The sequence below is a fragment of the Candidatus Chryseobacterium colombiense genome, from assembly GCA_029203185.1.
In the GTDB taxonomy this organism is placed as follows: Bacteria; Bacteroidota; Bacteroidia; order Flavobacteriales; family Weeksellaceae; genus Chryseobacterium; species Chryseobacterium colombiense.
Genome location: CP119310.1, coordinates 3,586,293 through 3,598,913, shown reverse-complemented (window position 1 = coordinate 3,598,913; position 12,621 = coordinate 3,586,293). Strand labels below are relative to the sequence as shown.

Annotated in this window: 12 protein-coding genes; 6 read left to right on the top strand and 6 right to left on the bottom strand. The window is 35.0% G+C overall.

What is annotated here, in order from left to right; all coding sequences use genetic code 11:
* Positions 1-224 precede the first annotated feature (224 nt).
* The 3 genes from P0Y62_16310 (at position 225) to P0Y62_16300 (ending at position 2,869) form a co-directional block, all read left to right on the top strand.
* Positions 225-737 (top strand): YceI family protein, encoded by a 513-nt coding sequence (locus tag P0Y62_16310; GenBank protein ID WEK69384.1) that lies wholly within the window; start codon positions 225-227, stop codon positions 735-737.
* A 78-nt stretch (positions 738-815) separates the two neighbouring features.
* A complete protein-coding gene (gene ygiD, locus P0Y62_16305; protein WEK69383.1) occupies positions 816-1,643 on the top strand; it encodes a 4,5-DOPA dioxygenase extradiol in 828 nt (275 codons plus the stop codon).
* 53 nt (positions 1,644-1,696) lie between these two features.
* Entirely contained in the window at positions 1,697-2,869 is a 1,173-nt protein-coding gene (locus P0Y62_16300) for a carboxypeptidase-like regulatory domain-containing protein (protein WEK69382.1), read from the top strand.
* Between the two features lie 45 nt (positions 2,870-2,914).
* Here P0Y62_16300 and P0Y62_16295 read toward each other — a convergent pair whose 3' ends face one another.
* The 4 genes from P0Y62_16295 to hutH all read right to left on the bottom strand — a co-directional run bounded on the left by P0Y62_16295 (position 2,915) and on the right by hutH (position 7,062).
* Complete coding sequence (locus P0Y62_16295; protein ID WEK69381.1) at positions 2,915-4,411, bottom strand: S8/S53 family peptidase; 1,497 nt, start codon at positions 4,409-4,411, stop codon at positions 2,915-2,917.
* A gap of 115 nt (positions 4,412-4,526) precedes the next feature.
* Positions 4,527-4,973 carry a GNAT family N-acetyltransferase gene (locus P0Y62_16290; protein WEK69380.1) on the bottom strand — a complete coding sequence of 149 codons (447 nt, stop codon included), beginning with the start codon at positions 4,971-4,973 and terminating at the stop codon, positions 4,527-4,529.
* 113 nt (positions 4,974-5,086) lie between these two features.
* Positions 5,087-5,560, bottom strand: coding sequence for a DUF2059 domain-containing protein (locus P0Y62_16285; protein ID WEK69379.1), 474 nt, complete (start codon positions 5,558-5,560; stop codon positions 5,087-5,089).
* A 14-nt stretch (positions 5,561-5,574) separates the two neighbouring features.
* Positions 5,575-7,062 (bottom strand): histidine ammonia-lyase, encoded by a 1,488-nt coding sequence (gene hutH, locus P0Y62_16280; GenBank protein WEK69378.1) that lies wholly within the window; start codon positions 7,060-7,062, stop codon positions 5,575-5,577.
* 131 nt (positions 7,063-7,193) lie between these two features.
* Here hutH and P0Y62_16275 point away from each other — a divergent pair, with 131 nt between their 5' ends.
* The 3 genes from P0Y62_16275 to P0Y62_16265 all read left to right on the top strand — a co-directional run bounded on the left by P0Y62_16275 (position 7,194) and on the right by P0Y62_16265 (position 10,710).
* The gene (locus P0Y62_16275) at positions 7,194-7,955 is read left to right on the top strand and encodes a hypothetical protein (protein ID WEK69377.1); all 762 of its coding nucleotides are present in this window, start codon (positions 7,194-7,196) and stop codon (positions 7,953-7,955) included.
* A gap of 79 nt (positions 7,956-8,034) precedes the next feature.
* Positions 8,035-9,825 carry an excinuclease ABC subunit UvrC gene (uvrC, locus tag P0Y62_16270; GenBank protein WEK69376.1) on the top strand — a complete coding sequence of 597 codons (1,791 nt, stop codon included), beginning with the start codon at positions 8,035-8,037 and terminating at the stop codon, positions 9,823-9,825.
* Between the two features lie 102 nt (positions 9,826-9,927).
* The gene (locus P0Y62_16265) at positions 9,928-10,710 is read left to right on the top strand and encodes a T9SS type A sorting domain-containing protein (GenBank protein ID WEK69375.1); all 783 of its coding nucleotides are present in this window, start codon (positions 9,928-9,930) and stop codon (positions 10,708-10,710) included.
* 67 nt (positions 10,711-10,777) lie between these two features.
* Here the strand turns inward: P0Y62_16265 and P0Y62_16260 are convergent, their stop codons facing one another.
* Both P0Y62_16260 and P0Y62_16255 read right to left on the bottom strand, forming a co-directional pair.
* A complete protein-coding gene (locus tag P0Y62_16260) occupies positions 10,778-11,524 on the bottom strand; it encodes a hypothetical protein (GenBank protein ID WEK69374.1) in 747 nt (248 codons plus the stop codon).
* 12 nt (positions 11,525-11,536) lie between these two features.
* Positions 11,537-12,619, bottom strand: coding sequence for a PorV/PorQ family protein (locus tag P0Y62_16255; GenBank protein ID WEK69373.1), 1,083 nt, complete (start codon positions 12,617-12,619; stop codon positions 11,537-11,539).
* Positions 12,620-12,621: the final 2 nt, after the last annotated feature.

The following is a 12,621-nucleotide window of genomic DNA, read 5'->3' as shown; positions in this document are numbered from 1 at the left end:
CGTTTTTTGTGCTTGTCATTCTGAATGAAATGAAGAATCTGTTGATCGTAATTTAGATTTCTCCTATTGTCGAAATGACAGCGTCGCGGAAATCTATTTTAATAAATAATAAATGTCCCATTAAAAAATAAAAACAGAAATCATTTCTTATCCTAAATCAATGACTTGTATCTGTCTCTTGATATAAATTTGCATCATACAATAACAATAAAAACATTTATACAATGGCAACAAAATGGAACCTAGACCCAGCGCATAGTGAAATTACTTTTAAAGTAAAACACATGATGATTTCTAATATCAAAGGAAACTTCACTAACTTCAATGCAGAAATCGAAGCTGATGATGATAGATTTGCTAATGCTAAAACGACTGCAACGATTCAGACTGCCTCTATTTCTACGCACAATACAGACAGAGATAATCACTTAAAATCTGCAGAGTTTTTTAACGCTGAAGCTAATCCTACCATCACTTTCGATGCTCAGTCATTGAACGGAAAAGTTACAGGAAACCTTACAATCAACGGAATTACAAAACCTGTAAGCCTTGACGTAGATTTTAACGGAGTTAACGTAGATCCATGGGGAAATACAAAAGCAGGATTCTCTTTTGAAGGAAAAATCAACAGAAAAGATTTTGGATTGAACTGGAATGCAGCTCTTGAAGCAGGAGGTGTAATGGTAAGCGATGAGGTAAAATTGGCAGGTGAATTACAGTTCGTAAAGCAAGCTTAATTTTTAACAAATATCTTAAAAGGTTCAGGGATTTTTCTAAAACCTTGAACCTTTTGTTTTTTCTATACTATCAATACAATGAACCTAAACGATTTACAAAACATAAGCGAAAACTTCGGGAACACCCAGAGAATGCCCGTTCTTTTTCTTGGGCATGGCTCACCGATGAACGCTATTGAGGAAAATCAGTTTGTACAAGGTTTCAGAAAAGCAGCCACTGAAATTCCGAAACCGAATGCAATTTTGTGTATTTCTGCACACTGGTTTACTCACGGAACGAAAGTTACGGCGATGGATATGCCCAGAACAATTCATGATTTTGGTGGTTTTCCACAGGCTTTGTTTGACGTTCAGTACCCCGCTCCCGGAGATCCTGGACTGGCAAAAGAGACAGCAGAACTTTTAGCTCCTGTTGTAGTGGAAGAAGACCATAATTGGGGATTGGATCACGGAGCATGGTCCGTTATTAAACACATGTATCCTCATGCAGATATTCCCGTGATTCAGATGAGTATTGATTATACGAAGCCTTCACAATATCATTTTGACCTGGCTAAAAGATTACAGAAGCTTCGTGAAAAGGGAATTCTGATCATCGGTAGCGGAAATATTGTTCATAACCTCAGATTGATCGACTGGAAAAACATCAATACGGTAGGTGCTGGCTGGGATTGGGCGATTGAAGCCCGTGAGAAAACCAACAACTGGCTTTTGGACGGAAATTTTCAGAATATAATTGATTATCAAAAGCAGGGAACTTCACTACAATATGCTGTTCCGACTCCAGATCACTATTTTCCTTTGATTTATACGTTAGGATTGAAAGATAAATCAGAAAGCTTAACCTTATTTAATGATGAATTAATAGGAGGCTCTTTAAGCATGACGAGTGTGAGAATTGGATAATAACTTATTCTCCTCTATTTTTTATCACTAAAAATTTAGTAATATTGTTTACCATGAAAAAAACAGTATTACTTTTTTTATTTCTGTTTCCGTTTTCCTTTTCCATTGCTCAAATAATACAAGGGACGGTAGTGAACGATGTGGAACAAAAAATTCCCAATGTCTCAATTTATATTGATGGAACAAAAATCGGGACAACTTCTAAAGAAGACGGAAGTTTCAGCCTCAATTTGCCTTCAAAAAATATTGGGAATATTATTTTTCAGAAAGAAGATTACGAAACTTTTGCAACTCCTGTTTCAGAAGTTTTAAATAAAAAATTAAAAGTTGTTTTACTCAAGACCAATACCATTGAAGAGGTAACCATCATTCCTTTCACTGAGGAAGCATATAAGAATTACATCCATTATTTCCTCAATACTTTTATCGGCAATGATCAGGAAAATGTGAAAATTAAAAATCAAAGATCTTTAAAATTCGCGTACGATAAAAAGAATAAAACACTGAAGGTAAAAGCCCCGAAAACATTAATTATCGAAAATAAAAATCTGGGATACGAGATCGAATATAATCTCATGAGCTTTTCTGCAGATTTCAATTCTAATATGGTTAACTATACAGGAACAAGCTTTTTCAAGGAAACCAAAAATTCTGATAAAATAAAACTCAACAGAATGAATGCTTATGACGGAAGTATGCTTCATTTTTTCAGAAGTATTTACAACAATACGATTTCAGAAGATAAGTTTATCGTAAATCATGTTGTCCAGATTCCTAATCCGAAATATCCTACCGCAGAAGAACTGAACATCCTGAAAAATTTCATGGAGATGACCCGAACTTCAAAAATAATAGGAAAAATTTCGGAGGAAATCAGTGATATTTCGCACAGGAAAAATACCCAAAAACCTTACGCGTTAGCGATAACAAAAACCATGATTCCGGATTCTGATTATGTAAAAAGAGATGGGAAAAATGTTCTTTTCAGTTTTAAGGATATGCTACAGGTTAATTATTCTAAGTATTACTATGAACTGAAAGGAAAACAGTTTATAAAAACGACAATTCCTGTTGTGATATCGTCCTATTTACATCCTGAAGGTGAAACTTTTGAAGTTTCAAAAGACGGAAACATCTCCACTCCTGATTTACTGATTGCTGAAGGAGACTTTACCAAAAATAAAATTGAATATATGCTTCCTTTAGATTATCAGCTGGGAGATTAATCTGAGATACTTCCGCCTTTTTGAATATTTTTTAATCTAATATTTTTATTGAACAGCCTGTAACACATTAATATTTCCATATCCGTAATCTGAATTCGGAGTCGGATAATAGGTAGCTGACTGTCTCATTTTATTAAGAACCTGATCTCTCGTCCAGGACGGATTTTTAGCCCAAACCAAAGCTGCAATTCCCGCCGTAGAAGCTGTTGCTACAGAAGAACCTCCCACATAATCGGTTTGTGCATTGTAATAGCTCAACACCGGAATACTGTTTCCTGAAGCTCTTTCCATTTGATAGGTAAAATCAATTTCAGCGCCTGAATGGCATACATCACATTTTTGATTAGATGTATTTTCTTTTACTCCTGTGATTGCCTGTGTTTCAGGCATCCATGCCGGAAAGATCACCCCCACAAAATTCGTAAAACTTGTAGAAGTTCCTCCTGCGCAAAAAATCAGTTTCCCTTTTGAATACGCATATTTTACCCCATCTTCGATTTTCCCGACAGAGAAAATATGTCCCATCGACATTGAAATGATTTTAACACTGGTATTGTTTCCCAGCTCCGTAAACGCAATTTTCACCCCGTTTTGTTCGTGGTACCCATCCAATACAACGTTTGAAGCTGCTCTGTACGTTACCAGATTCGCATTGTAAGCAACACCAACCGGCTGTCCCTGATTGTTTCGGGGAGCTGCCATTGCCGAAGCCATGCTCGTTCCGTGGCCGCATTGATCTGCAGGACCGTCGTAACCTGTACTCCACGGCCAAACCGAATCTACATAGACTCCATTTTTGCTGATCGTTCTACCCGAGGAAAGCCCGTTATTAAAACTGCTTCCCAGTAAAGTTTGCTCAGGAGAAACCCCGCTGTCAATCACACCAATAGTAATTCCTGCACCTGTACTGTAGCTCCAGGCGTTGGTGATATTATGTTTCGCAAAAGACCAGGGTGCTTTTGCATTAGGAGTTACGGTTGTATAATCTGAAGTACTTAAGGTTGTTGATTCAAATCCGCATCCTGATGAACCGCTGCTCGATTTTGCCGCAGTTCCGAATTTCTGTTCATTTTCAAAATAATGATAATCTGCAGGCTCCAGATAACGGATATTTTTCATTTTTCTAAGAGCAATCACCGTTTCCTGCTTTTCTATCGTTACATCGATTTGATTTAAATACTGATCTGAAGATAATAAATTTCTTCCCGTTTTTCCTTCGTATTGTTCAATTACTTTTAAAATTTCTTCCTCAATCGCTTTATTATCCGGCGTCAAGCTTCTGTCAAAAGAAGAACCAAATCCGATAGAAGCAATTTTATTCCCCTGGAAAATGGCACTCCACACCAAATGATCTGAAGATTGGTTCCAGGAAAACCTTCCTTTCGTTTTAATGGTTTCATTAATTTTTTCATTGATTTGTTTGGCCGTCAGAGGATCTTTCTGTGCCACTTCAATGTTTGCGGGATTGTTTTGAAGGTCTTCTCTGTTACAGGCAGTGAAAACAAAAAACAATAGCAGTAGATAAAAGACATTTTTTTTCATATAAAATAATATTTGATTGGCTTAACCAAGATATCACTTTACATTGAATTAAAAAGATTTAAAATTTAAATTACCATTAATTTTATTATACTAAAAATAACAGTAACAAAATGAATCACAGCATCTTTTTATAACAAACGCTATTCTCAACCCCGATATATTGCCCGTAATTAGGTATAAGATCGTACCCATTTTTTTTGTACAAGGCAATAGCTTCCGGTTGTTTAAGTCCGGTTTCTAAAATACCAAATCGAAAACCTTCGTCTTTCGCCCAGATTTCCAGTTCTGAGAGTATTCTAGATGCATATCCATTCCCTCTGTGTTCAGGCAGTACAAACATTCTTTTAATCTCCACGGTATCATCTTCAAATTTTTTAAATGCTCCGCAAGCGACAGGTTTTTCATCTATATAGAAAAGAACACAGTTTTTCAATGTATCAATTGAATTGAACTGATGATAGAAGGCATGTTCATCACCATCACGAATCGCCAAATCCTGATCTAAAAATTGGACTAAATACTGAAAATCTGAATTAGAGGAATCTGTTCTTTTAATTACCATTGAATGAATATTTATACAAAATTACTTATTTAAGATGGCTTTTGATTTTATAATCTTTTAAATGTTGTAAACAATTAAAAAGCTCCCGTTTCCGAAAGCTTTTTTAATTTATTTTATTTATGCATAGGAGGGTTAGGACTTGATTCCATAGGAGGTGGAGATTGTAAATAACCCATTTTTACTAAATCCCCATTAATTGTTTCGGTAATATTCTTAGCCCAATTGCCTGCTGCCGTTTGAATTTCAGACATAATGCTTGGTGTATTTTGAATCACCTTCTTTCCCAAATCCGATTTATAAAAACTAAGCAATTGATCAATTTCCTTTTCAGAAAACTTACTCCCGTAAATTCCAGCCACATTATTGATCAGATTGTCAATATTCACTTTCTTTTCAATGGATTCCCATGCAGAATCAGGAACATTACTGTATTGCTTCTTGTAATTAGCGATCAAACTTTTTTCAGCTTGTTTTGTAACCGGGAAAGCACCACTTAAAGAAATTAATTCTTTAACTTTATCCTGTTTTGTTTGAGAATAAGAAAATATCCCCAATATAAGCATGGCTATGCAAAAAGCTTTTTTCATCAATAGTTCGATTATTAATTAACTACAAATTTTCTTTCATTAATCAATTCTGCAATGGCTAACATATCCTGTCCGATCAATCGGTCATCTTCAAGCTTAGCCACTTTTGAACGGAGAATTCCATAGTTTTCTTCAATGATTTTTGAACATTTTGAAGGTCTTCTGAATTCTAATCCTTGTGCCGCAAACATTAATTCAACAGCTAAAATATTAACCAAATTTCCTAAAACCTGATTGAATTTTCTTCCTGAGATACTTCCCATCGAAACGTGATCTTCCTGCCCTAAACTTGTCGGGATAGAATCCGCTGAAGCAGGGAAACATAATGTTTTATTTTCTGTCACCAATGCTGCAGAAGTATACTGAGGGATCATAAATCCTGAATTTAAACCAGAGCTTTCTGTTAATAATCTTGGCAACCCGTATTTTCCTTCCAATAATAAATAACTTCTTCTGTCAGAAATATTTCCCAGTTCAGCAGCAGCTAACGTTGCATAATCTAATGGTAAAGCCATCAACTGACCATGGAAGTTTCCTCCTGAAATAGATTCTTCAGCACTTAAAACAATTGGGTTATCTGTTACAGAATTCAATTCCGTATCTGCCATCATCTTTAAATGTTCAAAAGCATTTCTGCTCGCCCCGTGAACCTGAGGAACACATCTCATTGAATAAGGATCCTGAACTCTTTCACAATCTTCGTGCGCTTTCAGATTTTCAGAACCTTTTAAAAACTTAAGCATTCTTGCTGCCACTTTTTTACTTCCTTCAAACGGTCTGATTTCATGAAGTTCTTTTTTAAACGGACTTGCAGAACCTCTATACGCTTCAAGACTCATTGCCGCTGTCATATCCGCAAGATTTAATAAGTATTCGAATTTTTCTAAACCTTTTATAGCATGAGCAAGAATAAACTGAGTTCCGTTGATTAATCCTAATCCTTCTTTTGGACCTAAAACCAATGGTTGAAGATCATTTTTTTCTAAAACTTCAGCCGTTTCAAAAATTTCATTTCCTACCCACACTTTTCCAAGTCCTAAAAGAGGTAAAACAAGATGTGATAAAGGTGCTAAATCTCCCGAAGCTCCAACAGAACCTTGTTCTGGAACAACCGGAATAATATCTTTTTCCAACATTAAAATCATTCTCTCGATCACGTCTAAAGAAACTCCCGAAAATCCTTTTGACAACGCATGAACTTTAGCAATCATCATGATTTTTGACAGTTCTTTATCAATAGGTTTTCCCACTCCTACTGCGTGAGAGATAATCAGATTATATTGTAACTGAGCCGTTTCATCAGCTGAAATTTTTGTATCACAAAGAGGTCCAAATCCTGTATTAATTCCATACACACAACGATCTGAGTCTACAATCTTCTGAACATTTTTCTGTGATTTTAAGATTTGTTCTTTCGCAGCTTTGTTGAGTTTAGCTTTATTTGGAGCTTTACAGATTTCCAAAACATCATGGAAACTGAAAACATCTACACCGTATATCATTCTCTAAATTTTGTCTTAAAATTACACATTTAACAATAATTGGAAAAACTAATTTTTCGACGTCATATTTTTCTCAGAATAAGTCATTTAATTTGCTATTTTAGCGCCTAAATAAAAAAATTAATATCCATATGAAACTTAAATCTTTACTATTTACCTTGTTTCTTGTAAGCACTGCTTCTTTCGCGCAGAAAGTAAAATACTCTAAAGAAGAGATCAAAAAGATGGAACAATACCTTTTTAATGAAGGGTTTTCTGGCCCCTCTCCTAAAAAAATATCTACCATTGTTTTAAAAGATGGGGCAATCTACAAAGGGTTCTGTAATGATCTAGAAACTAAAAAAGGCCAAATCTATTCCATTTCAATAAAAGACAGTGCTACAAAAAAACCAATGACATTTGATGCCGAAAAAGTTAAAGAAATGTATGTTTTTCCAAGTAATTTCGAAAAAGGTTTAAAAGTAGCTAGACATTACAGCAGTTTGAAAAGTATGACCACAAAAAAAATAAATAAAAGTACTACAAATGAACATATTTATTTTGTAAATCAAACAGTTTCATTGAAGAATAAGAAAGATGATAAAGAGTTCTTAATGCAGGTTATTAATCCTCAATTCGATGATATTATCTCTGTTTATCATGATCCAAGAGCAAAAGAAACTGGTGGAATGTATGTCGGGATGGGACCGCGCCTTACCGGAGGTGTTACCAAATCTTACTATGTGAAGAAAGGCGATAAAGTAATGTGGCTTCACAAAGATGATTTTGAAGACAACTATGATTTTCTTTTTGGAGACAATGCAGAATTCATGAAAAAATATCCTAAAAACTCTGTAGAATGGGATTATTTCAGCTTCTTAGTGTATCAGTATACTGAAATGAGCAACGGATAAAATTAATATTAACATATGTTATAAAGCTGTAGAAATTCTGCAGCTTTTTTTATGGCTTTAAATTCCTTAATTTTGTTATATGAATCCTTCTTTAGAACTGCAGCTTAAAACTTTACCTTCCGAACCTGGTGTTTATCGTTATTATGACAAAAACGACCAGCTTTTATACGTTGGTAAGGCTAAAAATTTAAAGAAAAGGGTTCTTTCTTATTTCAACAAAAACCTTTCAGGATACCGGATCAAGATCATGGTCGGGAAAATCCAGCGCTTGGAAACCACTATTGTAAACAGTGAATATGATGCCCTTTTATTAGAAAATAATCTGATCAAAGAACATCAACCTTTTTACAATGTCATGTTGAAAGATGACAAAACCTATCCATGGATCTGCATTAAAAATGAAGATTTTCCAAGAATTTTTCTGACAAGAACAGTAATTAAAGACGGATCTGAATATTACGGTCCTTATGCGAAAGTACGTCCTGCAAAAATTTTGTTGGATACCATTAAGCATATTTATAAGCTCAGAACCTGTAATCTCAATCTTGCACCTAATAAAATTGATGACGGAAAATATAAAGTCTGTTTAGAATATCATATCAAAAATTGTGAAGGACCTTGTGAAGGACTTGAAAGCAAAGAAGATTACGACGAGAAAATCGATGCTATTCGGGGAATTATCAAAGGAGATTTCCGAAAAGCAAAAGAATATCTGATTAACCAGATGATGAAGCATGCAGAAAATCTGCAATTTGAACAAGCTCAGCTCATTAAAGAAAGACTCGATATTCTTGAAGATTATCAGGCTAAAAATACGGTTGTTAACCCAAATATCGATGATGTGGACGTATTCGGAATGACAAGTGATGAAACTGCAGCTTACGTAAATTTCTTTAAGATCAGAAACGGAAATATCATTCAGAGTTTTACCACTGAGATCAAAAAAATCCTTGAAGAATCTGATGAAGATATCATGGAAGAGGCCTTAATTGAAATCAGACAAAAATTCAGTTCAGATTCAAAAGAAGTTCTTCTTCCCTTCCATTTATCTGTGGAAATTCCGAATGTGAAACTAATCGTTCCGAAAGTGGGAGATAAAAAACGTATCGTTGAACTCTCCGAAAAAAATGCAAAAGAATACCGTTTAGAAAAATTGAAACAGGTTCAGATTGTTGATCCTGAGAGGCACACTAACAGGATTATGGCAGAAATGCAGAAATTACTGAGAATGCCTGTTGAACCAAGACATATTGAAGGCTTTGATAACTCAAATATTCAGGGGACAAATCCCGTTTCGGCCTGTGTTGTGTTCAAAGACGGAAAACCAAGCAAGGCTGATTACAGAATTTTTCATCCTAAAACAGTGGAGGGTCCGAATGACTTTGCCACTATGGAAGAAGTGATTTATCGCCGATATAAAAGAATGTTGGATGAGGGTGAAGGCTTACCCCAATTGATTTTGATTGACGGAGGTAAAGGACAATTATCTTCAGCTGTAAAAAGCTTGCGTTTACTAGGATTATATGGTAAGATTACCATCGTTGGAATTGCAAAAAGACTGGAAGAAATTTTCTTTCCTGAAGATCCTATTCCTTTATATCTTGATAAAAAATCGGAAACATTAAAAATTCTGCAAAGAGTAAGAGATGAAGCCCACCGTTTCGGTGTAAAACACCACAGAACAAGAAGAAAAAACTCTACCATAAAATCGGAATTGGAAGAAATTCCTGGTGTGGGAGAAAAAACGATTGAACTACTGCTTTCAAAACTGAAATCTGTGAAGAGGATAAAAGAATCTAATTTGGAAACTTTGGAAGAGATATTGGGAAAAAGCAAAGCAAGAGTAATTCACGATTTTTTTAACAAATAGTTTAACTAAAAACAATTATCATTTGTTTTATTTAATAATATTTCATAATTAGTGTTTTTTTCATAATTTAGCTTAAACATTTAATTATCAAATATTATTACTATGAAAAAGAACTACTTTTTAGCAAAATTATTTGCCGGAATCATCACGTTTACACTAGCTAATTTTTTTAACGCTCAAACGTATTGTAATCCCAGTTATTCCAGCGGATGTACAAGCTGGAGAATTACTCAGGTAACCATTCCTTCCGCCAGTTTTGATAACACGTTTGCCTCTGGAACCTGTACATCTGGAAGAGACCGCACCTCTGTAACGGTAAACCTGAGTACAGGAACTTCTTATGCCATTAATATAACTACTGTGGGGTGGATTGCTTGCGGAATGGCTATAGACTTCAACAAAGACGGAGATTTTGATGATGCAGGAGAAACATTATTTTTACCGGGTTACATTGCCAGTGACACTCAAATGTATTCCGGAAATTTCACTATTCCAACTTCTGTAACCGCAGGGAATTACAGAATGAGAGTATGGAACCGCTTAGCGAATTCTGCAAATGGAACACCTGCAGATTCTCCTTGTGGAGCATATAACTACGGAACATGGACAGATTACACCGCAAATATCGGAACATTAGCTACTTCAGAAGTATCGAAAATTACTGCAAAAATCTACCCTAATCCTGTCTCTGATTTTTTAACCATAGAAGGTAAAACTCCCATTGAATCAGTTGAAATTTATGATATGAATGGAAAATTACTTCAAACGGTTTCTGCAAAAAGTGAAACCGTTTCAGTTAAACTTTCTGATCTTACCCCAGGAATTTATTTTGCGAAAGTGAATGATCATAAAGGCCATCAAAAGATTAAATTTATCAAAAAATAATTTTGATATCGTATCATAAAAAAAGCTCTCAAAACTGAGAGCTTTTTTATAATTAAATACTTATAAGTTATTTCTTTGAAAATACTTCTTTGGAATATTCTCCGTTAGATTGTGGAATTTCAATCACAATGTTTCCATTTTCAAAATATCCCAATGTAGATTCTCCGTTTTGCAGCTTTACTCTGAAGACATCATTTTTTGTTGTAGTCTTAAACGTTGCAAAAGGGGATGAACTGTTTGAATTCGCCAGGATAAACTGTCCTTTATCAATTTGAATTTTCTGCAGGTCCATTTTTCCATTACTATACTTCTGTGCAGAATTATCTTCTGATGCCGAGTTGCCTGTATTTGCAGATTTTTCTTCCGGAATATCAACCGCCTTTGTTACTGTCTGAGCTTGTTCAACAGGTTTAGCCGGAGAAATTGATACATATATTTGTTTCAGAGCATCCTGATAACCTTCTTTATATTCTTTAATGCTAGAGGATCCTTTGATTGATTGTATTTCTTTATCATTACAATCCTTAAATTTTACCAATACTTTATTTCTCAAAAAGCCACTGTCATTAACGATATCAGCCAACAAAACATTACAAGGATTATCTTTTGCTTCTGACGGCCATTGTAATTTATCTGCAGGAATGACAATATAATTTTTACTGCGTAAGGTCTTCGTTAACAATTCTCCTAAACCGAAATCTTCTTTAAAAGTTTCAAACTTAGCAGGAAGTGTCACATATTTATAATCAGATACTTTTTGTGCAAAAGTCATTAAAGAAGAAAGTGTAAGAAGAAATATTGCTGTTTTTTTCATTTTCATTAAATTTTAATCGTTTCTAAATTCTCCCATATCCAGTTTTAATGAGAAGAAATTGGAGTAGAAATTGGAACCTCCAATTCCTGAATTGCTGATTGCATAATCCAGAGTAAGACCTCTGTATCTGATTCCTATACCCGCACTTGGCTGAAAGGAAACTTTTCTTTTTAAATCTTCAATATCCGTAATGGATTGAAACCTGTTGACTCCCAATCGAACAAAGATCATTTTTTGGTACCCTAATTCCGCTCCTGCATAGGGCGTAATACTTGCAATATCCGAAGAAATAAGCGCGGCCGTTTTCGCAAAGTCAACATTAATTCCTGCCTCTGGTAAAACATACACACTGCTGTTAATTTCAAATAGTTTACTCGCTCCTACGTTCAGTTTAGGCATCGAAAGTTCCATTTTATCAGTAGGAGCAGGGTTAAATTCTTCTCCATTTACAACGGTTGATAATTCTTTTTGGTTGATACTCCAGAAGTTGACCGTTGTTGTAGCATCACGAAGCATTCCTCCAAACTTCCATCCATTATCTCCTTTATAGATTGCTCCCACATCAAATCCGAAACCATAGCCATTAGCAAATTTTCCAACATTTCGATAAACAATTTTAGCATTAACCCCAACATCTAATCTTGGATTTCCTCCCGGATGAAAAGCATACGAAAGCAACGCTGCATAGTCTGACTGAGAAAATTTAGTAATTTTATCATAATCAATATTTCCTTCTGCATCAATCATTTGAGTAGTATTCAAAATGTTATCTACTCCTAATCTTACGACAGAAACTCCAAAAACACCTTCTTCCAATACTTTTGCGTAAGCTAGATAATCATACTTAGCAATAGATTCAAAATATTCTGCGTGCATTGCTGCTCCCTGCCAATCTCTTTCAATTGACAAAAGACCGGCCGGATTCCACATAGGGGAATATACATCGTTCTGATTGGAGATTACTGCTCCTCCCATCGCTAATCCTCTTGCGCCTGCTCCAATATTTAAAAATTCGTTGGAATATTTTCTGATAATCTGAGACTGAGAAAGTCCAAAAGCGAAGGAAAATAGTACTAAAAGGTATTTTTTCATCATAA

Bases quoted from the DNA above. Each gene is read 5' to 3' on its own strand.
- P0Y62_16310 (WEK69384.1), top strand. From the start codon at position 225: ATGGCAACAAAATGGAACCTAGACCCAGCGCATAGTGAAATTACTTTT.
- ygiD (WEK69383.1), top strand. From the start codon at position 816: ATGAACCTAAACGATTTACAAAACATAAGCGAAAACTTCGGGAACACC.
- P0Y62_16300 (WEK69382.1), top strand. From the start codon at position 1,697: ATGAAAAAAACAGTATTACTTTTTTTATTTCTGTTTCCGTTTTCCTTT.
- P0Y62_16295 (WEK69381.1), bottom strand. From the start codon at position 4,411: ATGAAAAAAAATGTCTTTTATCTACTGCTATTGTTTTTTGTTTTCACT.
- P0Y62_16290 (WEK69380.1), bottom strand. From the start codon at position 4,973: ATGGTAATTAAAAGAACAGATTCCTCTAATTCAGATTTTCAGTATTTA.
- P0Y62_16285 (WEK69379.1), bottom strand. From the start codon at position 5,560: ATGAAAAAAGCTTTTTGCATAGCCATGCTTATATTGGGGATATTTTCT.
- hutH (WEK69378.1), bottom strand. From the start codon at position 7,062: ATGATATACGGTGTAGATGTTTTCAGTTTCCATGATGTTTTGGAAATC.
- P0Y62_16275 (WEK69377.1), top strand. From the start codon at position 7,194: ATGAAACTTAAATCTTTACTATTTACCTTGTTTCTTGTAAGCACTGCT.
- uvrC (WEK69376.1), top strand. From the start codon at position 8,035: ATGAATCCTTCTTTAGAACTGCAGCTTAAAACTTTACCTTCCGAACCT.
- P0Y62_16265 (WEK69375.1), top strand. From the start codon at position 9,928: ATGAAAAAGAACTACTTTTTAGCAAAATTATTTGCCGGAATCATCACG.
- P0Y62_16260 (WEK69374.1), bottom strand. From the start codon at position 11,524: ATGAAAAAAACAGCAATATTTCTTCTTACACTTTCTTCTTTAATGACT.
- P0Y62_16255 (WEK69373.1), bottom strand. From the start codon at position 12,619: ATGATGAAAAAATACCTTTTAGTACTATTTTCCTTCGCTTTTGGACTT.